Annotated in this window: 18 protein-coding genes; 4 read left to right on the forward strand and 14 right to left on the reverse strand. The window is 68.1% G+C overall.

Going from position 1 to position 20,951, the window contains the following annotated elements; translation table 11 throughout:
- Positions 1-8 precede the first annotated feature (8 nt).
- From LDO13_RS18100 to LDO13_RS18110, 3 genes are all read right to left on the reverse strand, one after another.
- Complete coding sequence (locus LDO13_RS18100; protein WP_224048035.1) at positions 9-893, reverse strand: ABC transporter permease; 885 nt, start codon at positions 891-893, stop codon at positions 9-11.
- A gap of 3 nt (positions 894-896) precedes the next feature.
- Positions 897-1,841, reverse strand: a complete 945-nt coding sequence (locus tag LDO13_RS18105; RefSeq protein ID WP_224048036.1) for an ABC transporter ATP-binding protein — start codon at positions 1,839-1,841, stop codon at positions 897-899.
- A gap of 132 nt (positions 1,842-1,973) precedes the next feature.
- Complete coding sequence (locus tag LDO13_RS18110) at positions 1,974-3,470, reverse strand: bifunctional phosphatase PAP2/diacylglycerol kinase family protein (protein WP_224048037.1); 1,497 nt, start codon at positions 3,468-3,470, stop codon at positions 1,974-1,976.
- 116 nt (positions 3,471-3,586) lie between these two features.
- Here LDO13_RS18110 and LDO13_RS18115 point away from each other — a divergent pair, with 116 nt between their 5' ends.
- Positions 3,587-4,300, forward strand: coding sequence for a phosphatase PAP2 family protein (locus LDO13_RS18115; RefSeq protein WP_224048038.1), 714 nt, complete (start codon positions 3,587-3,589; stop codon positions 4,298-4,300).
- Here the strand turns inward: LDO13_RS18115 and LDO13_RS18120 are convergent.
- The 6 genes from LDO13_RS18120 to LDO13_RS18145 all read right to left on the reverse strand — a co-directional run bounded on the left by LDO13_RS18120 (position 4,236) and on the right by LDO13_RS18145 (position 12,188).
- Positions 4,236-5,423, reverse strand: coding sequence for an MFS transporter (locus tag LDO13_RS18120; RefSeq protein ID WP_224048039.1), 1,188 nt, complete (start codon positions 5,421-5,423; stop codon positions 4,236-4,238). The genes LDO13_RS18115 and LDO13_RS18120 overlap by 65 nt on opposite strands.
- Positions 5,420-6,193 carry a DeoR/GlpR family DNA-binding transcription regulator gene (locus LDO13_RS18125; protein WP_224048040.1) on the reverse strand — a complete coding sequence of 258 codons (774 nt, stop codon included), beginning with the start codon at positions 6,191-6,193 and terminating at the stop codon, positions 5,420-5,422. Before LDO13_RS18125 ends, LDO13_RS18120 begins: the two co-directional genes overlap by 4 nt.
- 169 nt (positions 6,194-6,362) lie before the next feature.
- Positions 6,363-8,045: an ATP-binding cassette domain-containing protein gene (locus LDO13_RS18130; protein ID WP_224048041.1), complete on the reverse strand. Its 1,683-nt coding sequence runs from the start codon at positions 8,043-8,045 to the stop codon at positions 6,363-6,365.
- Positions 8,046-8,093: 48 nt separating this feature from the next.
- Positions 8,094-10,082: a penicillin-binding transpeptidase domain-containing protein gene (locus LDO13_RS18135; protein ID WP_224048042.1), complete on the reverse strand. Its 1,989-nt coding sequence runs from the start codon at positions 10,080-10,082 to the stop codon at positions 8,094-8,096.
- A 106-nt stretch (positions 10,083-10,188) separates the two neighbouring features.
- Positions 10,189-10,845 carry a response regulator transcription factor gene (locus tag LDO13_RS18140; protein WP_224048043.1) on the reverse strand — a complete coding sequence of 219 codons (657 nt, stop codon included), beginning with the start codon at positions 10,843-10,845 and terminating at the stop codon, positions 10,189-10,191.
- Positions 10,842-12,188: a sensor histidine kinase gene (locus LDO13_RS18145; RefSeq protein WP_224049839.1), complete on the reverse strand. Its 1,347-nt coding sequence runs from the start codon at positions 12,186-12,188 to the stop codon at positions 10,842-10,844. The genes LDO13_RS18140 and LDO13_RS18145 overlap by 4 nt, the downstream gene beginning before the upstream one ends.
- Before the next feature lie 187 nt (positions 12,189-12,375).
- Between LDO13_RS18145 and LDO13_RS18150 the strand changes: the two genes are divergently transcribed.
- Positions 12,376-13,488, forward strand: coding sequence for an ABC transporter permease (locus LDO13_RS18150; protein ID WP_224048044.1), 1,113 nt, complete (start codon positions 12,376-12,378; stop codon positions 13,486-13,488).
- Positions 13,489-13,531: 43 nt separating this feature from the next.
- Positions 13,532-14,233 (forward strand): ABC transporter ATP-binding protein, encoded by a 702-nt coding sequence (locus tag LDO13_RS18155; protein ID WP_224048045.1) that lies wholly within the window; start codon positions 13,532-13,534, stop codon positions 14,231-14,233.
- A gap of 17 nt (positions 14,234-14,250) precedes the next feature.
- On the opposite strand, the gene LDO13_RS18160 is transcribed toward LDO13_RS18155, so the two are convergent.
- The 5 genes from LDO13_RS18160 to LDO13_RS18180 form a co-directional block, all read right to left on the reverse strand.
- Positions 14,251-15,690, reverse strand: a complete 1,440-nt coding sequence (locus LDO13_RS18160; protein ID WP_224048046.1) for an NAD(P)/FAD-dependent oxidoreductase — start codon at positions 15,688-15,690, stop codon at positions 14,251-14,253.
- On the reverse strand, positions 15,683-17,152 hold the full coding sequence (locus LDO13_RS18165) for a glycosyltransferase 87 family protein (protein WP_224048047.1): 1,470 nt from the start codon (positions 17,150-17,152) through the stop codon (positions 15,683-15,685). The genes LDO13_RS18160 and LDO13_RS18165 overlap by 8 nt, the downstream gene beginning before the upstream one ends.
- A gap of 171 nt (positions 17,153-17,323) precedes the next feature.
- Positions 17,324-17,464, reverse strand: coding sequence for a hypothetical protein (locus LDO13_RS18170; protein WP_224048048.1), 141 nt, complete (start codon positions 17,462-17,464; stop codon positions 17,324-17,326).
- Positions 17,465-18,131: 667 nt separating this feature from the next.
- Positions 18,132-18,716: a histidine phosphatase family protein gene (locus LDO13_RS18175; RefSeq protein ID WP_224048049.1), complete on the reverse strand. Its 585-nt coding sequence runs from the start codon at positions 18,714-18,716 to the stop codon at positions 18,132-18,134.
- Entirely contained in the window at positions 18,717-20,183 is a 1,467-nt protein-coding gene (locus LDO13_RS18180) for a CCA tRNA nucleotidyltransferase (protein ID WP_224048050.1), read from the reverse strand.
- Between the two features lie 219 nt (positions 20,184-20,402).
- Here LDO13_RS18180 and LDO13_RS18185 point away from each other — a divergent pair, with 219 nt between their 5' ends.
- Complete coding sequence (locus LDO13_RS18185) at positions 20,403-20,903, forward strand: NUDIX hydrolase (RefSeq protein WP_224049840.1); 501 nt, start codon at positions 20,403-20,405, stop codon at positions 20,901-20,903.
- The last annotated feature ends 48 nt before the right edge of the window (positions 20,904-20,951 follow it).

Here is a 20,951-nt window from a genome sequence, read left to right on the forward strand (position 1 = left end):
CGAAGGGCCTAGACGTCCCGCTTTTTCAGCAGCACGGCGGCCAGGACCACCGGTACCACGACCCAGGCGCCCAGCACCAGTGCGGCCTGCCAGGCCTCCAGCGTGTCCGGAACGTGCTGCACGGCTGTCATCGGTTCGACCGTATTCCCGGGCAGGTACTTGCGGGCCTCGACAAAGAAGTCGCCGGGGATCAGCTGGAAGGCAATCGGGGCCACGAAGAACAGGCCGACCAGGCTCATGATGCCGCCGGCGGAGTTGCGGATCAGCGAACCCAGGGCCATGCCGATGGCGGCCACCGCGGCCACGTAGAGGCTGTTGACCAACAACATCTTCACCGACTGCGAGCTGGAGAGGTCCAGTTTCAGGTTGTAGTTGTCCAGAATCGGCAGCGACACGAGACCCGCCAGGTACACGGAGGCCGCGGTGAGGACGAACGCTGTCACCATCACCACGAGCAGCTTGGCGGCGAACGCCGGAATCCGCTTGGGGACGGCCGCGAACGTGGAGCGGGCCATGCCCGTGGTGAACTCGGAACTCATCAGCAGTACGCCGAGTGAGCCCAGGATCAGCTGGGCGAACGCGATGCCGGACGTGGGGACGCCGACGGCGAGGTCCCCGCCCTGGGCGGCGAACGCGGCGGCGGCCTGCGGATCGCTTGCCGCGGCCTCGGCGAACGATCCGGTGCCCCAGGCCGAGAGGGCACCGAAGCCCACAACGACCAGGACGGTGCAGCCGAGCAGGATCAGTGTGGACAGAAGCGTGCGGAACTTGATGAATTCAGAGTTCAGCACCCGCAGGAAGCTGGGGCCCGGGCCGGCACTGGTGCCGTCCGTCGCGGCGGGGGTGCCGGCGTGGGCGCCGCGGCGGGAGGGTTCAAGGGTGGTGGAGCTCATGGCTTAGTTGCCTCCGGTCTGGGCGGGGGCGGCAGCGCCCGTGGTGATCAGCGAGTGGTATTCGACCTCATCCTTGGTCAGTTCCATGTAGGCCTCCTCGAGGCTGGCCTGAAGCGGGGTGAGTTCGTAGAGCATGACGTGGCTGTCCAGGGCCGCGCGGGCGATCCGGCGCGGATCCAGGCCGGTGACCTCGAGCAGTTCGTGGTCCTGCAGCTCCACGGAGACGCCGTCCCCGGCGAGCAGGTGCATCAGCTGGTCCGGCTGGTCGGTGCGGACCCGGGTGCGGATCCGGCCCTTGCCGTTGATGATGTCCTGGATCGGCGCATCGGCGATGATCCTGCCGCGGCCGATCACAATCAGGTGGTCTGCGGTGACGGCCATCTCGCTCATCAGGTGGCTGGAGAGGAACACGGTGCGCCCCTCGGAGGCAAGGTACTTGACGAGGTTGCGGACCCAGACGACGCCCTCGGGGTCCAGGCCGTTGACGGGCTCGTCCAGGATGACGGTCTGCGGGTCGCCGAGCAGCGCCGCGGCGATCCCGAGCCGCTGTCCCATGCCGAGCGAGAAGCCGCCGACCTTCTTCTTGGCCACATCGGCCAGGCCGGTCATCTCGATGACTTCGTGCACGCGCTTCTTGGGAATGCTGTGGGTGGCGGCCATGGCCAGGAGGTGGTTGTACGCCGAGCGGCTGGTGTGGACGGCCTTGGCGTCGAGCAGCGCACCGACGTCGCGCAGCGGCGCCGCGTGCCGGGCGAACGGTGCGCCGTTGACGGTGACGGTTCCCGACGTCGGCCGGTCCAGCCCCATGATCATGCGCATGGTTGTGGACTTGCCGGCCCCGTTGGGGCCCAGGAAGCCGGTGACCCGGCCGGCTTCGACGGTGAAGTTGACTCCGGCCACGGCGGTCTTTTCGCCGTAAACCTTGGTCAGGCCTCTTGCTTCGATCATGGAAGCGTTCCTTTACCTAGCAGTGGGGTTTGTGTAGACACCACGCTACCGAGGCGAAGGGCGGAATTCGCCGGTCTCAGGGATGATTCAGGGTCGAATCAGGGTAGTCCGGGAGGATGACGGAGCCGGTCATCAGGATGCCGGTGAGTAGTACGTCAGCGCGCCGGGAAGGACGGAGAATTCGACGCCGCGGACCCCCGGCATGACCTCGCCGTCCACAGCGAGGACCATGCTGGTGTCCCCTGGTTCCACCCGGATGCTGCTGCTTTCGCTGAGGTGCGTGATCCGGGAGGTGGCCACAGTTCCAGTCAGCACCGACCACAGCAGGCGGAGCCGGGCGAAGGATTCGTCGGCGGTGATCAGCCGGAGGTCGAAAACACCGTCGTCCAGTACCGGACGGACCAGCGGGGCATGGTCGCGGGGGTAGTACCTTCCCCGGCCGATGTACAGAATCCAGAGTTTGTGCCGCACCCCGTCGACGATCAGGGTGGTGGGTGTTCCGGCGGCAAAGGTCCGGAACATCGCGACAACGCCGGCGACTGGTTTGCCCAGCGACGGCTGCAGCAGTTCGCGCCGGCGCACCAGGTTCGGGTAGAGGCCAATGCTTGCCGTGTTGAGCATGGTCAGATGCAGCAATTCGGGGCTGTCGGGGAGCCCGCGCTCCACGGCCACCAGGCCAAGGTCCGCCCGCGCGGCCTCGCCGCGGGACGCGGCCGCTACGGCGGCCGCGAGGTTGGGGGTTCCGGCATCCCGGGCAAAATGGTTCAGTGTCCCGCCCGGCAGGACCAGGAGCGGGAGGGAATGCTCGACGGCGGCCGCAGCGGCGGTGCCGACCGTGCCGTCCCCTCCCCAGACACCCAAAGCCACAACCCCGGGCCGGGTGGCAATCCGGGAGATCTCCTCCGCGAGGTCCTCGTCCTGGCCGACCTCCTTTATATACGCCTTGGGGAATACTTCTTGGAGCGCGGCGGAGGTCTCCTCCGCGTAGGAGCCACCAAGCGTGTTGACCGCGATGGCCAGGCCTTGGCCCTCCGGAAGCTCCGCGGCTTTCACTGCGGTCCGCCGGACCTCCGGGAAGGGCGGCCGCACCGGCCACCATTTGCGCGTCGCCAAGGCCGCTCCCGCCCCGATCGCCGAACCGAAGAACACATCCGAGGGCCAGTGGGCCCCGGTGTGGACTCGTGAGTAGGCGACGCCAGCAGCGAGCGGGGCCACCGCGGCGCCGAGGCCCGGCCGCACGAGCCCGACGCCGAGGGCGAACGCGACGGCGGACGCGGAGTGGCCCGATGGCATGGAGGAGCTGGTTGGCTGGGGATGCACAAACCTGAACGCCGGAAGGTGCTCCGGCAAAGGGCGCGCCCGCGGCAGCAGCGTCTTGAAGCCGATGTTTGTGACCGCCGAGGCCACGGCCTGCGCCAACAGCCCGTGGAGTGCGGCACGGCGCGTCCTCCCGGGGAACAGCGCCATGATGGCGGCGATGCCGATCCAGAGCTTGCCCTTGTTCGCCGCGGCCGAGAGCCGCCGGAAGAACTCGTCATGGCTGCCACCGGGGAGGCGGGACACGGCGCGGACCAGTTTCCGGTCGAGTCTCTCGAACCGGCCCGGCGCTTTCCTCAGCATGCTACGCATCCGACCACCTTACTGCCGGCGCGGGCCGCCAGGCAGTCACTTGGGCGGGCGGGCCGAAGGATTGTGCGCCGGCAAGGTTCTGCCGGCAGGGCCGCCCGGTTGGCTAGGATGGTGCGATGACCCGAGTGCTGGACCCCCAGCGATTGTCAACGGGCCGCGTGCTCGCGGCCAGCACCGCACTGCTCACTCTGGGCGCGGTCCTCGGGGGACTTCTGGTGGCGGACGTGAGCCTGCCACCCTTCCAGGGCCTGGACGAGGGCTGGTCCCGCTGGATCATGTCGCTGCAGAGCCCGTTCTGGGACGGAATCAATGGTTTCCTCAACGTGGCCGGGTACCGGGGAGTCCTGGTGGTCCACGGGCTGCTCGTGCTGGCGCTCCTGCTGAGGAGACGCCCGCAGACGGCCATCTTCGCCGCCGCCGCAGGTATCGCCGTCCTGGCTTTTACACAGATCCTCAAGGCCGGGATTCTCCGGGACCGGCCGGAAAACACGATTGTCCTGACCGACACGGGTTCCTTCCCCTCGGGACATGTGGCCAGCACCGCGGCGTTCCTGGTGGTGGTGGCTCTTCTCGTGGGGCGCGGGTGGGTGTGGGTCCTGGCGGGTTTTGGCGTGCTCGCAATGATGGTCAGCCGCACGTACCTGTCCGCCCACTGGCTCGCTGACACCGTCGGCGGCGTCTGCCTGGCCGTCCCGGTGGTGCTCCTGCTCTGGCTGTTATTCGAGAACATATGCATCCAGGAGAATGCAGACGCCCGCCGGCTCCTTACTTGGCGTGCAAGGGCTTCGCGGCGCCGGCGAGCAGCAGCGCACCAAGAATCGGAATCATGATGGCCAGCAGCGCCAGCCGGATGCCGATCAGGTCACCGAGGTAGCCCAGCAGCGGCGGGCCGGCCAGGAAAGCGACGTACCCGATCGTGGAGACCACCGCCACGCGGGCGGCTGCGTGCTTCGGATCGTCGGCTGCTGCGGACATCCCCATCGGGAACGCGAGGGCAGCGCCCGCCCCCCAGAGCACCGCGCCGGCCGTGGCCAGCCAGAGGTCGTCGGCCAGGACGAAGAGCCCCAGCCCCGCGGCGGCGGCCGCCATGCTGGCGCGCAGGACGGCCACCCGGCCGTAGGCGTCAATTGCCCGGCCGCCGAAGAAGCGCACTGCAGTCATTGCCAGGACAAAGGCGGCGAACAGCAGCGCGCCGGTGGACTCCGTGGCGTCCAGTCCGTCCACGGCGGCCTTGGCGATCCAGTCGTTGCCGGCGCCTTCGGTAAGCGTCGCGCCCAGCACCACGACGCCGATCAGCAGCGTGCGCCCGTCGGTCCAGGCTGAGCGGCCCTTGGGTTCCCTCGCTTCCCCGGCCACTCGGGCGGGGGCAGGGGTATGCGGCAGGAAGTAGCGCGGCGCGGTCATCGTCAGCACCGCCACGATGGCGGCGATCACCAGCAGGTGCGCGGGGAGCCCGACGCCGAGTCCCGCGAGTCCCGCGCCGATCAGGGCGCCCAGGAAGGCGCCGCCGCTGAAGGCGGCATGGAACTGCGGCATGATGGTGCGCCCGAGTTTATGTTCCACGTCAGCGCCCTCGATGTTCTGGGACACGTCCCAGAGCCCGATCCCCATGCCGAAGAAGAACAGTGCGACCCCGGTCCCGGGGACGGACTCTGCCAGCAGCGCCAGCGCCACGCCGACGCCGGCCACTGCGGCGACCAGACCGGCGGCCCTGACGGCATTCGCCGTGCCGATGCGGCCCACCACGTGGCCGGCAGTAGGCAGCGCAATCAGGGATCCCGCCGCCACGCACAACAGCAGGGTTCCCATCTGCCCCGAGGAGATGTGCAGGATGTCCGTCACTGCGGGGATCCGGGCGGCCCAACTGGCGAACACAAGCCCGTTGATCCCGAAAATCAGGAAGGTCGCCGCGGCGGCGGCTTTGAGCTGCGGGCGGGTTGCCGTCTGGGTCATACGATCACTGCTTCCACCGAGTGTTGGGCGAGCTGGGCAAGTTCTTCGGGGCTCAAGTGCCTGTCCGTGACAAGGACGTCGACGGCGGCCAGGGATGCGACGAGCGCGACGGCGCTGGCGTTCCATTTCGTGCCGGAGCAGGCGACAACCACCCTGCCCGCGGATTCCAGGCCCGCCCGCTTCACCGCCGCATCGTCGAGGTCGTGGGCCAACAGTCCGTCCCGGAGGTTCAGCGCGCAGGGCGTCACAACAGCCGTATCAAACCGCAGCGAACGGATGTTGGATTCCGTCATGGGCCCGCGGAAGGACAATTCCCCGGGGGTCAGGCTCCCGCCCGGCAACAGCAGTTCGGGACGCCGGCCAGGAGCCGTGCCGCCGTCGGAAATCACGTTGACGGCCTGCAGCGACATCGGCATCAGGGTCATTTCCCGCTGCTGCAACTGGCGGGCCACCTCCGTGGCCGTGGTGCCGCTGTCCAGCCAGACGTGGCTGCGGTCCTTGAGCAGGGCGGCGACGCCGGCCGCAATGCGGACCTTTACGGCGTGGTCTTCAAGTTCGCGCTGGCCGTACTCCGGGTTCCCGCCACGCAGCACCAGGCTTCGGGCACCGCCGTGAACGCGGCGGAGAACCCCGTGGAGTTCCAGGACATCCAGGTCTCGCCGGATCGTGGCGCCCGAGGCGCCACATTCGGTCATGAGTTCATCGACCGTTACGTGCTCCCGGTGGCGCAACAGTTCACCGATGCGGCGATGGCGCTCCTCAGTACTCATGCACAAATGCTAACGCATCATGATCATTTAATCATCCGCGTGCGCAGGAGCGCAGGTGCGGACGCGCCGCTGCAGAATGGCGCCAACCGGTACGGACAGCAACGCGGGGTCACTTAGCGCCCATAAATCCCCCGGGCATGGGCGCTAAGTGACCCCGCGTTGGTGTTGGTCAGCGGACCCGCTCCACGCGCTTTTCGTCCCAGACGGGCTCGGCCGATTCGTAGACCTTGCCGTCGGAGCCGAAAATCAGGAAGCGGTCGAAGGTCCGGGCGAACCACCGGTCGTGCGTGACGGCCAGGACCGTGCCCTCGAAGTGGTCGATGGCCCGCTCCAGCGCCTCGGCCGAGTGCAGGTCCAGGTTGTCCGTAGGCTCGTCGAGCAGCAGCAGGGTGGCACCGGAGAGCTGCAGCAGCAGGATCTGGAACCGGGCCTGCTGGCCGCCGGAAAGGGATTCGTACTTCTGCTCCGACTGCGAGGCCAGGCCGTACCCGTCCAGGGCGCCGGCCGCGGCCTCCCGTCCCAGGCCCGAGCGGTGCTCGTCGCCGCGGTGCAGGATTTCCAGCAGGGTCTTGCCGAGCAGGTCGGGCCGGACATGGGTCTGGGCGAAGAAGCCCGGCCGAATGCGGGCACCGAGTTTCACCGTGCCGTCGTGCGGGACCTCGGCGATCTCGACGTCGGACACCGGCAGGTGCTCCCGTTCCGGGTCGGTGCCGCCGGTGGCGAGCAGCCGCAGGAAGTGGCTCTTGCCGGAGCCGTTGGAGCCGAGCACACCGACGCGGTCGCCGAACCAGACCTCGGTGGAAAACGGCTTCATCAGCCCGGTGAGCTCCAGCTTCTCCGCCACAATGGCGCGCTTGGCCGTCCTGCCGCCCTTGAGCCGCATGTGCACGTTCTGTTCGATCGGCAGCGCCTCGGGCGGGCCGGCCTCCAGGAATTTCGCCAGCCGGGTCTGGGCGGCGTGGTACCGGTTGGCCATGTCGGAACGGAACGCGGCCTTGTTTTTGTACATGTTGACGAGTTCCTTGAGCTTCACATGCTCCTCGTCCCAGCGTTTGCGGAGCTCCTCGAAACGGGCGTTCCGGTCCGCGCGGGCATCCACGTAGGAGCCGAAGCCGCCGCCGTGGACCCAGGCGCCGGCGCCGTTGATGCCCGGTTCCAGGGTGACGATGCGGCCCGCGGCGTTGTTCAGCAGCTCGCGGTCGTGGCTGATGAAGAACACGGTTTTCTTGGACTCATTGAGTTTGGCCTCGAGCCAGCGCTTGCCCGGCACGTCGAGGTAGTTGTCCGGCTCGTCGAGGAGCAGGAGCTCGTCGGGACCGGCGAACAGCGCCTCGAGCACCAGGCGCTTCTGCTCGCCGCCGGAAAGGCTCGACGCCGGGCGGTGCTGGGCCCGGTCAAAGGGCAGCCCCAAGGCCGCCATGCAGACCTCGTCCCAGACGGTTTCGACGTCGTACCCGCCGGCGTCGCCCCAGTCGACGATGGCCTGGGCATAGGCCATCTGGGTGGGCTCGTCGTCGTGCTCCACCATCGCCAGCTCGGCTTCGTCCACGGCGCGGGCGGCGGCCGCCAGGGCGGGCGGGGCCGCGGAGACGAGGAGGTCGCGGACGGTGGAGTCGTCACGGACCTGGCCGACAAACTGGCGCATGATGCCCATGTTGCCGGAGCGCCCGATCACGCCTTCGTCCGCGACGAGGTCGCCCGAGATGATCCGGAACAGTGTCGTCTTGCCGGTTCCGTTGGGTCCGATCAGCGCTGTTTTGGTGCCGTCCGGGACCTTGAAGGTCACCCCGTTGAGCAACTGGGTGCCGTCGGAGAGGAAGTAATCGATATTGGAAACGTCAATATGAGCCACACTTCCATCCTCCCACGGCCGGGCGGCCCGGCCGCGGGAGCCTCGGCCTTACCCCGCCGCGGTGAGGAACTCCTTCAGCAGGGGACCGGAGACCGTTGCGCCGAGCCCGCCTTCCTCCACGAACACCGCGACCGCGAGGTCCCCGTGCACGGCCACGATCCAGGCGTGCGTCTTGGGCGGGTTGTCGGAACCGAACTCGGCGGTTCCGGTCTTCGCCGCCACCGGGGCGCCCGGGACGGACGCGAGGAATCCGGTGTGGCCGGATGTCACCACGGCGCGCATCATGTCCGCCAGGGCGGCGGCCTCCGCCGCGGTGACCGGTGTGCCGGAAGTCGCCGCGGGGGCGGGGGCGGACGACGCCGTCGAACTGGCTGACGGGGTGGCGGCCGCGCTCGTTTCGGTGCCTGCAGCCGCCTTCCCCGCGTCGGGATTCAGGACGAGCTGCGGCGACACGGGCGAACCCTTTGCGACCGAGCCCGCCATGATGGCGGCCGCCAGCGGGGACATGAGCACCTTCCCCTGGCCGATCATGGAGGCGGCGTGCTCGGTCCCTGACGCGTCGCCCGGCACCGAACCGAGGAACGCGCCGGCCCCCAGGGCAGGGGCTTCGACTGCGACACCGAGGGAGGTGGCAGCGGATTCCAGCTGCGCCTGGCTGACGTTGCCGCGGGCGTTGATAAAGGCAGTGTTGCAGGAGTGCGCGAAGGCATCGCGGAGGGTCACGGAGCCGAGCGAGGACGCCGGGTAGCCTTCGGCGTTCTTGAAGGTCCGGCCGTCCACGGTCAGGGTTGCGGGGCAGTCCACCGTGGAATCAGGGGTCCCGCCGTTGCGGATCATGGCCAGGGAGTCCACGATCTTGAAGATGGATCCGGGGGCATACTGGCCCAGCAGCGCGGTGTCGTAGCCGTTGCTGCCCGGGCCGGAGGCAGCGGCCAGGACGGCGCCGCTGGACGGACGGAGCGCCACAAGGGCCGACGCCGGACCCACCTTCGCCAGGATGTTCTCGGCCAGCTGCTGGAGGTTGGGATCCAGGGTGGTTTTCAGCGGAGTTCCGACCTTCATTTCCACCTGGAAGAGAACCCGGCGGCCGCCGTTGAGCAGGGCCTGGCGTTCCTCGGCCGTGAGGCCCGCCTTCTCTGCAAAGACCTGGGTTCCGTTGCTGCCCCGCAGCTGCTCGTCGTATTGCTGCTGCAGCCCGCCGGTTCCCGTGGTGTCCCCGGCCTTGAGTGCCCCGCCGGACTTCTCAATCTGTTCGGCATTCGCCTCCGCTGCCGTGCCCAGCAGGGCGCGCGCGAACGTACGGGTCGGGGCCAGCGGGAGGTAGTCGCGGATGGCGCGGGCGCCGGGAATCTCGCCGATCTGGTTGTCGGAGATGGTCCTGCCGTCCTCGCGCAGGGTGATGGCGGTGACGAAGGCCTCGGGGCCCGCCGCCTGGACCTGCTGGGCGTAGGCTGCGGGGTCCACTCCCACGAGCTCGGCGAGCTGCGTGGCGGACGCCGCCGGGTCGGCGGCAGCCAGGAGCGGTTTGTCGATGCCGACGTTCACGACCGACCGGTAGGTGACCAGCTTGGCGTCACCGGCCCCCAGGATCTCCGCCCGCGCCGGCGACTGGGACAAAGTGCCCAGGACTTCACCCTCGGCCAGCCCGGGAACCAGCGTCGCCGGGTTCCAGACGGTCAGCCACTTGTCGCCGGACTTCTTCAGCTCGGCGTAGGTGGTGTATTTCCACTCGCCGGAGCCGATCTTCCAGCTGAAGCTCAGCGGGACCGTGGCGGTGTCCTTCTCCAGTGTCAGTTCGCCGCTTTCGACCGCGGGCTTGACCGGGTCCAGTGCCTTGAAGACCTCTTTGAGCTGCTCATTGGCCGCCCCGGAGTCCTTGCCCTCGAACGCGACGGAGCCGACGTCGACCGCTGCGACAGCGGACGCAAGCTGCTTCGCCGCGTCCTGCGCGCCCGCGCGGCCGTCGGAGCAGCCCACCAACGAGCCGCCAAGAATGAGCCCAACAAGGGCAAGTGAAAGTTTTGATGAGTTCCCCATCGCGCCATTATGCACCGGGCGCCGGACAATTCCCTTGTCACAAATGTTCTTCCCGCGACCCGGTATCCGGGAAGGGGCGTGGCAGCCGGGGTCGCAAAGGGCCGGCTCAGAACCGCCGGATGATCCTGCGCTGCGTCGCCACGGAGATGGCGGCGGTGCGGTTGTCCACCCCGAGTTTGCCGTAGATATGCACTAGGTGGGTCTTCACTGTCGCCTCGGAGATGAACAGCTGCTTGGCGATGGCCCGGTTCCCCAGGCCGGTGGCCAGCAGCTCCAGCAGCTGGATCTCACGGGCGGACAGGGCCGGTTCCGGATTGCGGATCCGGCCCATGAGGCGGGCGGCCACCTCGGGGGCCAGCGCGGTCTGGCCCGCCGCAGCCGAGAGCACCGCCTGGCGGATCTGTTCCGGAGGCGCGTCCTTGAGCATGTAACCGCTGGCCCCGGCTTCCACCGCGGCGAGGATATCGGCGTCGGAGTCATAGGTGGTGAGGATCAGCACCGGCGGAGCGGGCTGTCCGGCCTCGCCCGCTTTGATCCTGCCCGTCGCCGTGACCCCGTCCATGCCGGCGCCCATCTGCAGGTCCATCAGCACCACGTCGGCCGGCTCGCCGAGGGTGTGGAGCCGGGTGAGTTCGGCAAGGGCCGCACCGCCGTCGGACGCCTCGGCGGCGACCGTGATGCCCTCGAAGTCGCTCAGCATGGCCCGCAGCCCGGCCCGGACCACCGGGTGGTCATCGACCAGGAGCACACGGATGTCGTTCACGGTTCGTTCCTTGCCGCGGGGTCCCCGAGCGGGAGCCGGATGGCCACCACCGTTCCCTCGCCGGGTGCGGATTCGATGTCCAGGCTGCCAGCCAGCGCCGCCACCCGTTCCTTGAGCGACTTCAGCCCGTAACCCGAGCCGTCGCGGCGCCCGGCGGGGGCCGTGACCGCCGAGGGACTGAACCCCGTGCCGTCGTCGTAGATATCCATCGCCACTTCGCTGCCCAGGAAAGACAGGGTCACGACGGCGGTGTCCGCTTTGGCGTGCACCCACACGTTGGCGAGGCTTGCCTGGGCGGCCCGCAGCAGGGTGGTCCGGTAAGGGTTGGGCAGTTCCACCGGGATCCCTTCAAGGTCGAAGCGGCAGTGCAGCCGGGCGCCGCGGGCAGCCGCTTCGGTTTCGGTCTTTTCGCACAGCCTGCGCAGGCTGTTCACCAGCGGGTCCTCCGGCGGGGCGCCCGCTGAGGTATCCGCTGTGTTTTCTGAGAGGGCGGGCGGCTGCAGGCCGCGGACGAAGCTGCGGGCCTCGGCCAGGTTCGCCGAAGCCGTCTCCTGGACGGTCCGGAGCCGTTCGCGGGCCGTGGCGGTGTCCCCGTCATCGAGCGCCTTTTCCGCCCAACGGCCCATCAGCACGATGCTGGAGAAACCCTGGGCCAGGGTGTCGTGGATTTCGCGGGCCAGCCTGGCCCGCTCGGCCAGCGTCCCGGCGTCGTGCTGGCTGCGCGCAAGTTCGGCGCGGGTGCGGCGAAGTTCCTCGGCCGCGAGCCGCTGGCTTTCGGCTTCCAGGTACAGCGCCCTGTACGCCAGCCCGGTTATCACGGCAAAGGCCGCACCGAATGCCGGTCCCAGCACCATGGGCAGCTGCAGTGCGCCCCCGTCGGCTCCGGTGTTGTGGAACCACAGGGCAACGACCACCAGCACGGTGCTCAGCACGATCGCCGGCAGCGCCAGCCGCAGCGGCAGCACGTGCAGCTGCAGGAAGAAAATCGGGAACGCCAGCCACACGAAGTCGGCGCTGGTCCAGATGAGCAACAGCCAGAGCAGGCAGACGGCCCCCAGCCACAGCGGCGAGTACGGCCGGGGATCGAACCGGGATGCATCCGTGGAGTGGCGTTTCTCCAGGACAGTGCCCAGCAGGTACACAGCGGCCAGAACCAGGGCAAGTCCCAGGCTGAGCCAGTCCGTGCCCCGGAGTCCCTGGCCGGCCAGCCGCGCAACAGCGACGAGCAGGAGCACAGCGAAGCCGCTGTGAAGGCATACCCGGAGGACACGCAAAATCACGGCAGCATTCGTCGTGCCTCCCGGAGCGGCCCCTGCCGGCGCGCTGTGAGCCTTGTCCTCCATGCCTTCAGCGTAGTGCCGGGCCGGCCCGGCATCGCAGGAAATCCCCGCCGCGGCGCCACTATCAACCATTTGGTTGACCCGCAGGTCAACCACTCCGCCCTGAAGGCCCAGCCGTGCGGGCGACGCCTGGCCCGCGCCGCGGCGGAAGGCTTGAGACAAGGCCACAACCCCGTTGAAAAGGACTCCCATGTATCTCGCTCTCCGCGACCTCCGCTTCGCCAAAGGACGCTTCCTGCTGATGGGCGGAGTCGTCGCGCTCATCACCCTGCTGCTAGTGCTGCTCTCCGGCCTGACCGCCGGCCTGGGCAACCAGTCGACGTCGGCCCTCGCCGCGCTGCCGGCCGACCAGATCGTTTTCGGGGCTCCCGCCGGGGACAGCGCCAAGGCGTCCTTCACCGAGTCCGAGGTCACGCGCGGACAGCTGTCGGAGTGGGCCGCCCGTGACGGTGTCGCGCACGCAGAACTGCTGGGCATCAGCCAAAGCCGCTTCCAGGCGGTTGGTTCCGCCGGCGCCCCGTCCGGGACGGCCAGCGTGGCAGTCTTCGGGACGGAGCCGATGCAGGGCACCGGCGCCGCGGGCCTGGCGCCCGGTCCCGTCGCCGAAGGGACGGTGGTGATCGGCGCCAGCCTCGCCGAGGAACTCGGCCTGCAGGCCGGCAGCCGCGCCACCGTGGGCGGAACCGAACTGACCGTGTCCGGCGTCGTCCCGGACCAGTGGTATTCCCATACCGGCGTTGTCTGGACGACTCTCGCCGACTGGCGGAAGCTGGCGCACATCACCGGCGATGGCGCCGCCGCCACCGTCATCGCGGTCACCTCCGACGGCGGACAAAAGCTGGACGCCGACGCCGCCAACGCTGCCGCCGGGACGGTCAGCACCACCCGGAACGGGTCGTTTCAGGCCCTTGGCTCCTACAAAAGCGAGAACGGATCCCTGTTGCTGATGCAGGCATTCCTGTACGGGATCTCCGCCCTGGTCATCGTGGCCTTCCTGACGGTGTGGACCGTGCAGCGCACCCGGGACATCGCCGTTCTCAAGGCCCTCGGCGGTTCCTCCGGCTACATCCTTAAGGACGCCATGGTCCAGGCGGCTGTCGTGCTCCTCGCCGGAGCGCTGGCCGGGGGCGTGGCCGGCGTGGCCGGAGGCGTCCTCGCGGGCGGCGCCGTCCCGTTCCTTCTGTCGCCGCAGACCACGCTGCTGCCGATCGGGGGCATCGTCGTCCTGGGTCTGGCCGGGGCGGCGCTGGCAGTCCGGAGCATCACCCGGGTGGACCCACTTCTGGCGCTCGGCGGCAACTAGCGCCCTGCACACCCCCATCAACATTCCACGAAAGGCATACATCATGAACACGGTCCTCAACCTCGTCAACGTCACCCTCGAATACCCCGACGGCGACGGCAGCCTCAAAGCGCTCGACGACGTCAACCTGCGGCTGGCCGCGGGCGAATTCCTGTCTCTCGTCGGCCCGTCCGGTTCGGGAAAGTCCTCCCTCCTGGCCGTCGCTGCCACGCTCGTCCGGCCCACCGCAGGCCTCGTGCTGATCGGCGGGACCGATGCCGGCGGGCTGTCCGATGCTGAGCGTACCGCGCTGCGCCGGGACAAGATCGGGATCATCTTCCAGCAGCCGAACCTGCTGCCATCCCTCACGGCCCTGGAACAGCTGGTGATCGGGGACAACCTGCGCCGCAAGCCGGCACGGGCGGCGAACAGCCGCGCCGCGGCGCTCCTGGACCTCGTTGGCCTGGCCCCGGCGGCCGGCAAACGGCCCCACCAGCTCTCCGGGGGCCAGCGGCAGCGGGTCAATATTGCCCGCGCCCTGATGGGGGACCCTGCCGTGTTGCTGGTGGACGAACCAACGGCAGCCCTGGACCAGGAACGGAGCGAGGCAATCGTGAGACTCCTTCGCCAGGTCACGGACGAGTTTAAGGTGGCTACGGTCATGGTCACCCACGACACCGGCTTCGTCCCGCTGACAGATACGGTCGCCAGCATGCGCGACGGACAACTCTCCACGCTGCAGCCGGTCAGCCCGGCCCTGGCCTAAGGGCGGGCCGCAACGCCCTACAGTCCGAGGTGCGGTACCGCGAGGCCGAATATGTCCTTCAAGGCATATCTCGCGGCATGGAATCCCGGCATGCCGGTCACGCCGGGGCCAGGGGGCGTGGAAGAGGAGCACAGGTACACGCCGGGCAGGGGAGTCCGCCAGGGGACCGGCCCCAGGACGGGCCGCCGGATGACCCCCCGCAGATCCATCCGGCCCGCGCTGAAGTCCCCGCCGACGTAGTTTTCGTTGTACTCGCCCAGTCCGGCGGCCGTCGTGACGTGATGACTGACGATCAGGTCCCGGAATCCCGGGGCGAAACGCTCCAGCTGGGCGATCACGGCCGCGGCCATGTCCACGGTGGACCCGGCCGGCACATGGCAGTAGCTCCAGAGGATGTGCCGGTCCGCGGGCGCCCGTCCGGGATCGAAGCGCGAGGGCTGGGAGACCAGGACGTAGGGCCGGTCCGGATGCCTGCCTGCGGCGACGAGGTTTTCCGCCGCGGCCATCTCCGCGCGGGTGCCGCCCACGTGGACCGTTCCGGCGTCGGCCAGCCCGGCCGCCGCCCAGGGGACCGGGCCGGAAAGGATGAAGTCGACTTTGCACGCCGCGTTTCCGAAGCGGAACGACTCGAGGGCGCGGCGGTACCGGTCGGGAAATCTGCCGTCGGCCATTCTCAGCAGGCCGGGCGGTGCCACGTCCAGCAGCGTGGCGCGGACCGGCGGCAGCTCCGCCAGGGACCCGATCCGGGCCCGCGTTTCCACCGTCCCGCCATGCGCCTCAATGTCCGCCACCATGGCCTGCGCGATCGCCGCGGAACCGCCTGCCGGGACGGGCCAGCCGACTGTGTGGGCCAGCGTCCCCAGCATGAGGCCGGCCCCGGCGGCGGCCGGGGCGGGAAGCTGCGCCGCCGCATGCGCGGCGACGCCGGTCAGCAGCGCGGGCGCAAGCTCCTCCCGGAACCTCAGCCCCCACAGCGGTGAGCCCTGCTCCAGGACCCGGGCACCGAACAGGGCAGCCGCCACCGGGACGCGCGGAATGCGCAGGAGCTGGTTCAGCGTCAGGTCAGCAACGCCGTCCGCCCGCTGCACCAGCGGGGCCATCAGCCGTCCGAAGGCGCCGCCGTCGCGCCCGAGGCCCGCAACCGTCCGCTCTAGCGAGCGGTACGCCAGCGCCGCCCGGCCGCCGTCGAGGGGTGTGCCGTAGGAGACGTCGGGAACTTCCAGGCTGATCCGCCTGGACAGTTCAAACTGTCGGAAGAACGGCGAGGCGAGAGCCATCGGGTGCACCGCCGAGCACACATCATGGAAGTGGCCGGGTTCCATTAGTTCTGCGGTGCGAAGCCCGCCGCCAGGCGTGGGCGCAGCCTCGTAGACGTGCACCTTCAGTCCGGCGCGGGCCAAGGTCACCGCCGCAGCGAGCCCGTTCGGTCCCGATCCGACGACGGCGACGTCAGGCATCAGCGGTCGCCTGGCGCCAGGGCAGCACGGACTCCGAGGGGCGCAGCAGGTCCACCCGCAACCGGTCCGGAACGCCTTCGAACGGCCCGCCCTGGGGATCATCCATCCCGTGCCGGCGGACCACGTCATAGCTGGGGTCCCAGATGTCCCACACCACCCGGGCCATCAGGTAGCCGGTGGCGATCATGTGGAACACCACGGCGAGGACGTAGTAGGGCATATCAATATTGTGCTGGGCCACCCCGCCGCTCGTCACCTGCCCGAGGTACATCCAGACGGCCGCCCAGTGCAGCGCTTCGAACGTCTGCCAGACCAGGAAGTCCCGCCAGCGTGGCCGGGCCAAAGCAAGCAGCGGGATAAGCCAGATGACGAACTGCGGTGAGTAGACCTTGTTCGTCAGGATGAAGGCGGCAACGATCAGGAAGGCGAGCTGCGCAAGCCGCGGCCGCCGGGGGGCGGCGAGGGCCAATGCCCCGATCAGCACGCAGGCCAACACGAAGAGGTTCAAGGCCAGGGTGTTGATCGATTCGGGCTGCAATGGGAGCCAGCCCAGCCGGCCGGCGACGAGGTTGTAGGCAAACCAGGGTGAGCTGTAGCCGGCGGGCCTGTCCTCGGTGAATTGGTAGAAGTACTTCCAGCCCTCCGGATTCGTGGCGGCAACGGGGAGGTTGACGGCGAGCCACGCGGCGGCGGCGGCGCTGGCTGTGACCAGGATGGCCCGGACCCGCCCGGTGCGCAGGGCCAGTAGCAGGACCGCACCGAGGATCAGCACCGGGTAGAGCTTGGTGGCGGTGCCCAGCCCGATGAAGATCCCGGCCAGCACGAGTTTGTTCCGGGAGAAGCAGTACATGCCGAGGGCCAGGAGCCCCACAGCCCACATGTCCCAGTTGATGGTGCCGGCCAGGATGATGCCGGGGGCCACGGCCACCATGGCCGCGTCCCACGTGCGGCGCCTGGCCATGCGTGCCGTGGCAAGCACGGTGACGATCCAGACGGCGGAAATCAGGGCCGCATTGATGTCGAAGTAGGCCAGTATGCGGGCGGCCGAGACGCCCTCGCCGGGCACCAGCAGGGCCGTCGCGCCGGCAATGAACCCCATGAGGACCGGGTATTCAAAGAAAGTCCCCGGAGTAATGAAGGGGAAGGCGCCGTCACCGAGGCCGCGGTTCTTGAACAGTTCCGGGAAGTCCGAGTAGCAGGTCGCGTAGAACTGGCCCGGGGTTTCCCAGCCGTTGGTGCGGCAATAGGACTTGAGGACGATTCCGGTCACGGACGCCAGGACGGTGAGCAGAATCAGGACGCGTTCCACGGTGAAAAATCCGGGGGCGACGACGCCCGGGGCCGAACGGTGGCCCAAGGGTCCGCCGATCAGCTCTGTGAAGTTCCGGAGCAAGGGGTCACTGCGGCTCGGAATGACCAGTCGGACACGTCTGCGGTGTTCCGGCGGCTTTGTCTCCTGCATGTCCCTGAGCTTACCGGGGCTGCCGCGGCCTGCCGTCCCGCGCCGGGCCGGTGGCTCGGCGGGCGTTGCAACCGGCGCTTAAAGGGGGGAGCCCACGCGTTGCCGCGTGGGCTCCTTGCGGATCAATTCCGTGGTCAGTCATCAGTTCTCCTTCGACGGCCGGGCTGCGCCTCAGCGGATGATGCCCATCTGGTGCATAACGACGTAGACGTCTTCACGCTTCTGGTCGAGGAGTTGTCCGTTGAACAGCGTCGTGTGCCGGGGGGCCGGCTTGAGGCTCAGGCGCAGGAGCGACTGCAGTTTCTGCTTCATGGTGGTCACCTCCCGCCGGTGTCTCGTGTTGCGGGTTCGGGCTTTGGTGCTGGCAATAGTCACGGTGGACCTTTCATTGGCATTAATGGGAACGGGTGGTAATTGGGCATGCCAATTAAGGCCTCTGTGAATTGAGGAAGAAAAGGCCCTAATTGGGCATAAAAATGCCCGGCGCTAAATAAATGATTTCGCCGAAGCGAAAGGATGGCCCCCGAACGCGTGAGTGCCGCAGCCCCAACAAGAAGCTGGGTTCCGATCTTTGGGGATGCTGCGCAACCGCGTGGTTCCGGCTGGGTCAGGCCGCTGCTACGGAACTCCCAGGAAGGGGAGTGCCGGTATCGCCGTGGTTCCGGGCCTTAGGTTTCAAACCACAAGGGTTCAGACCACGGCGCGGGTTTACGGGTCAGGAGGCAGTCGGGCCGAAATTTGGGCGCGGTTCAGCGACGGAGGCCGGGGTTGCGGCGGTGCTAAACATCCATCCGCTAGTCAAAGTAATCATTTCTCCCAACCTCCTTTTCTGTTTTGACGTGGCTCCGGCTGACTGGCCGGGCGACGCGCGCCTCGACCCCGGCAAGACGCTCTGGGGTCAGAAATAAAAATACACCACAAATGCCGCACTTGACTACAGCATTCATAAACTTTCTTGAAGTTATTTTCTAAACAGCATTCACAGGCCCCAACGGACAACTGCCGGGGTCTTCTTATCCCAGCCAAGTGTGCACACTTTCGCCGTTCCCAGGATGAAATGCCGGCCTTCGTGGGGATCGAGCCCCAGCCACCGGGCGGTGAGGATCCGGGAGAAGTGCCCATGGGCGACGATCAGCACGTTGTCCAGGCCCGATTCCAGCACGCGTGCCACGATCTTGTCCGCGCGCGCGGCAACGTCGTCGAGGGCTTCGCCGTTTGGCACGCCGTGCGTCCAGATCAGGTATTCCGGGTTGTCCTTGCGGATGAGGTCAGAACTGATGCCCTCGTAGTCGCCGTAGTCCCACTCGACCGCGAGGGGCTCCAGTTGGGCGTCGGGGAAGCCGGCCAGTTCCGCGGTGCGGCGGGCCCGCCGCAGCGGTGACGTCAGCACCAGGTCAAAGTCGACGGCGTCGAGCACCTTGCGTGCCTCCACGGACTGCTGCTCGCCCTCCACGGTGAGCGGGAGGTCGGTGAGGCCGGTGTACTGACCGCTCTTGGACCATTCGGTTTCGCCGTGCCGCAGGATCCACAACTGCGGGCGGGGGCTGTTGGAAGGTGCAATCACTTAGGACTCCTCAGTTGAGAGCGGAGCGGCGGACTCGGGCTGCGCCGCCCACCATTCGTGCAGTTTGGCTTCGGCCTGGGCGGGATCCAGCGGGCCGTGCTCCATCCGTTCCTCCAGGAGGAACTTGTAGGCACGCCCGACGACGGGTCCGGGCTTGAGTCCCAGGAGTTCCATGATCCGGCCGCCGTCCAGGTCCGGGCGGACCGCCTCAAGGGATTCCTGCTCGCGGAGTGCCGCGATCCGGGCCTCGAGGTCGTCGTAGGCGAAGGCGAGCCGCTCGGCCTTGCGCTGGTTCCGCGTGGTCACGTCCGAGCGGGTCAGCCGGTGCAGCCGTTCCAGCAGCGGGCCGGCGTCGGTGACGTAGCGGCGGACGGCGGAATCGCTCCAGCCCGCATCGCCGTAGCCGTAGAAGCGCATGTGCAGCTCCACCAGCTTGGCCACGGCCTTGGTGGTGTCGTTGTCGAAGCGAAGCGCCTTCATCCGCTTGGACGTCAGTTTGGACCCGACCATGTCGTGGTGCCGGAAACTCACGGCGCCGCCCGGTTCGAAACGGCGCGTGGCCGGCTTCCCGACGTCGTGCATCAACGCTGCGAACCGAAGCACGAAGTCCGGTCCAGGCACGGCGCCGTCGTCCTCCGTTTCGAGGGCGGCAGCCTGTTCCAGGACCTGGAGCGAGTGCTGGTAGACGTCCTTGTGACGGTGGTGTTCGTCCGATTCAAGGCGCAGCGCGGAGACCTCGGGCAGCACGAAGTCGGCCAGCCCGGTGTCCACGAGCAGGTCCACGCCGGCGCGCGGGTGGGCCGCGCAGATGAGCTTGACCAGCTCCTCGCGGACGCGTTCCGCGGAGATCATGGTGATCCGTTCCGCCATCCGGGACATCGCGGCGCGGACGTCCCCGTGCACTGTGATGCCCAGCTGGGCGGCAAACCGGGCAGCGCGCATCATGCGAAGGGGATCGTCGGAGAACGACGATTCGGGGGCCCCCGGCGTGGCCAGGACAGAAGCGTGGAGGTCGCGGACACCGCCGAACGGATCCACGAGCTCCAGCGCAGGGAGCCGCAGCGCCATGGCGTTGATCGTGAAGTCGCGGCGCAGCAGGTCATCCGTCAGCGACTTCCCGAACGCAACCACGGGTTTGCGGGAATCGGGATCGTACGCTTCGGCGCGGTAGGTGGTGATTTCGATCTGGAAGCCTGCCTTGCGCATCCCGATGGTGCCAAAGGCGCGCCCGATCTCCCAGTAGTTGTCAGCCCACTTCCTGATCAGGGAAACCGTCTGGTCCGGTGTGGCGTCGGTGGTGAAATCCAGATCAGGGGACACCCGGCCCAGGAAGAGATCACGCACCGGCCCGCCCACCAGGGAGAGTTCATGGCCGGCGTCGACGAACCGCTGCCCCAGCTCCAGGACCACAGGGTCTACCTGGAAATCAACGGTGTGCGAGTCAGTCTCGTGATGTACGTGCGCCATAGTTTCTTAAGCTTGTCAGAAATCCCGGCCAGCACCACACCGAATCCCCCGTGAGTCCGGCCGCTGGCACGCTAACGCGGGGCCGGCGCGGGCGATCCACTTTCCCGGCCGTCCACTTTCCTGCCATGTTTAGGTCATCAAGTGCGGACAAGAGTCGTTAGAGTGGACTTCATGGCCCATCCCGTACCGAGCGCTCCCGGCAGGAGGACAAACGCACCGTTGCCGTCGGCAATAGGTGCCAATGTCGCGCCGGTGCAGCACTCCGGGCAGGCTTCCCTCCCCACCGTGGAGGAGGTCTCCGCCGGCGGCGTCGTGGTGGACACGTCCGACGCCGAACTCCGGGTTGCGATCATCGCCCGCCTTAATCGCGGCGGACGCCTTGAATGGTGCCTGCCGAAGGGCCATCCGGAAGGAAAAGAAAGCAACGAGGAAGCCGCCGTCCGCGAGATCGCGGAGGAAACCGGTATCGAAGGCAAGATCCTCGCGCCGCTGGGAAGCATCGACTACTGGTTCACTGTCAGCGGACACCGTGTCCACAAGACCGTCCACCACTACCTGCTCCAGGCCACCGGCGGGGAATTGACGATCGAGAATGATCCCGACAAGGAAGCTGTGGACGTCGCCTGGATTCCCATCCATGAGCTGGCCCGCAAGCTCTCCTTCCCGAACGAGCGCCGCATCGCGGACCTCGCCAAGGAAGTCCTGCCGGACCACCGCTAGGGCCACGCAGGCCCTTTAACGCACCCCGATGGCACCTTAATCGGTGCC

Origin of the sequence: Arthrobacter sp. NicSoilB4, from assembly GCF_019977335.1 — a bacterium.
GTDB lineage: Bacteria > Actinomycetota > Actinomycetes > Actinomycetales > Micrococcaceae > Arthrobacter.

Coding starts and splice junctions, on each gene's coding strand:
- LDO13_RS18145 (WP_224049839.1), bottom strand. CDS start 12,188: ATGGAGGACAAGGCTCACAGCGCGCCGGCAGGGGCCGCTCCGGGAGGC.
- LDO13_RS18170 (WP_224048048.1), bottom strand. CDS start 17,464: ATGAAGCAGAAACTGCAGTCGCTCCTGCGCCTGAGCCTCAAGCCGGCC.
- LDO13_RS18110 (WP_224048037.1), bottom strand. CDS start 3,470: ATGCGTAGCATGCTGAGGAAAGCGCCGGGCCGGTTCGAGAGACTCGAC.
- LDO13_RS18125 (WP_224048040.1), bottom strand. CDS start 6,193: ATGAGTACTGAGGAGCGCCATCGCCGCATCGGTGAACTGTTGCGCCAC.
- LDO13_RS18155 (WP_224048045.1), top strand. CDS start 13,532: ATGAACACGGTCCTCAACCTCGTCAACGTCACCCTCGAATACCCCGAC.
- LDO13_RS18180 (WP_224048050.1), bottom strand. CDS start 20,183: ATGGCGCACGTACATCACGAGACTGACTCGCACACCGTTGATTTCCAG.
- LDO13_RS18160 (WP_224048046.1), bottom strand. CDS start 15,690: ATGCCTGACGTCGCCGTCGTCGGATCGGGACCGAACGGGCTCGCTGCG.
- LDO13_RS18105 (WP_224048036.1), bottom strand. CDS start 1,841: ATGATCGAAGCAAGAGGCCTGACCAAGGTTTACGGCGAAAAGACCGCC.
- LDO13_RS18150 (WP_224048044.1), top strand. CDS start 12,376: ATGTATCTCGCTCTCCGCGACCTCCGCTTCGCCAAAGGACGCTTCCTG.
- LDO13_RS18165 (WP_224048047.1), bottom strand. CDS start 17,152: ATGCAGGAGACAAAGCCGCCGGAACACCGCAGACGTGTCCGACTGGTC.
- LDO13_RS18100 (WP_224048035.1), bottom strand. CDS start 893: ATGAGCTCCACCACCCTTGAACCCTCCCGCCGCGGCGCCCACGCCGGC.
- LDO13_RS18135 (WP_224048042.1), bottom strand. CDS start 10,082: ATGGGGAACTCATCAAAACTTTCACTTGCCCTTGTTGGGCTCATTCTT.
- LDO13_RS18120 (WP_224048039.1), bottom strand. CDS start 5,423: ATGACCCAGACGGCAACCCGCCCGCAGCTCAAAGCCGCCGCCGCGGCG.
- LDO13_RS18115 (WP_224048038.1), top strand. CDS start 3,587: ATGACCCGAGTGCTGGACCCCCAGCGATTGTCAACGGGCCGCGTGCTC.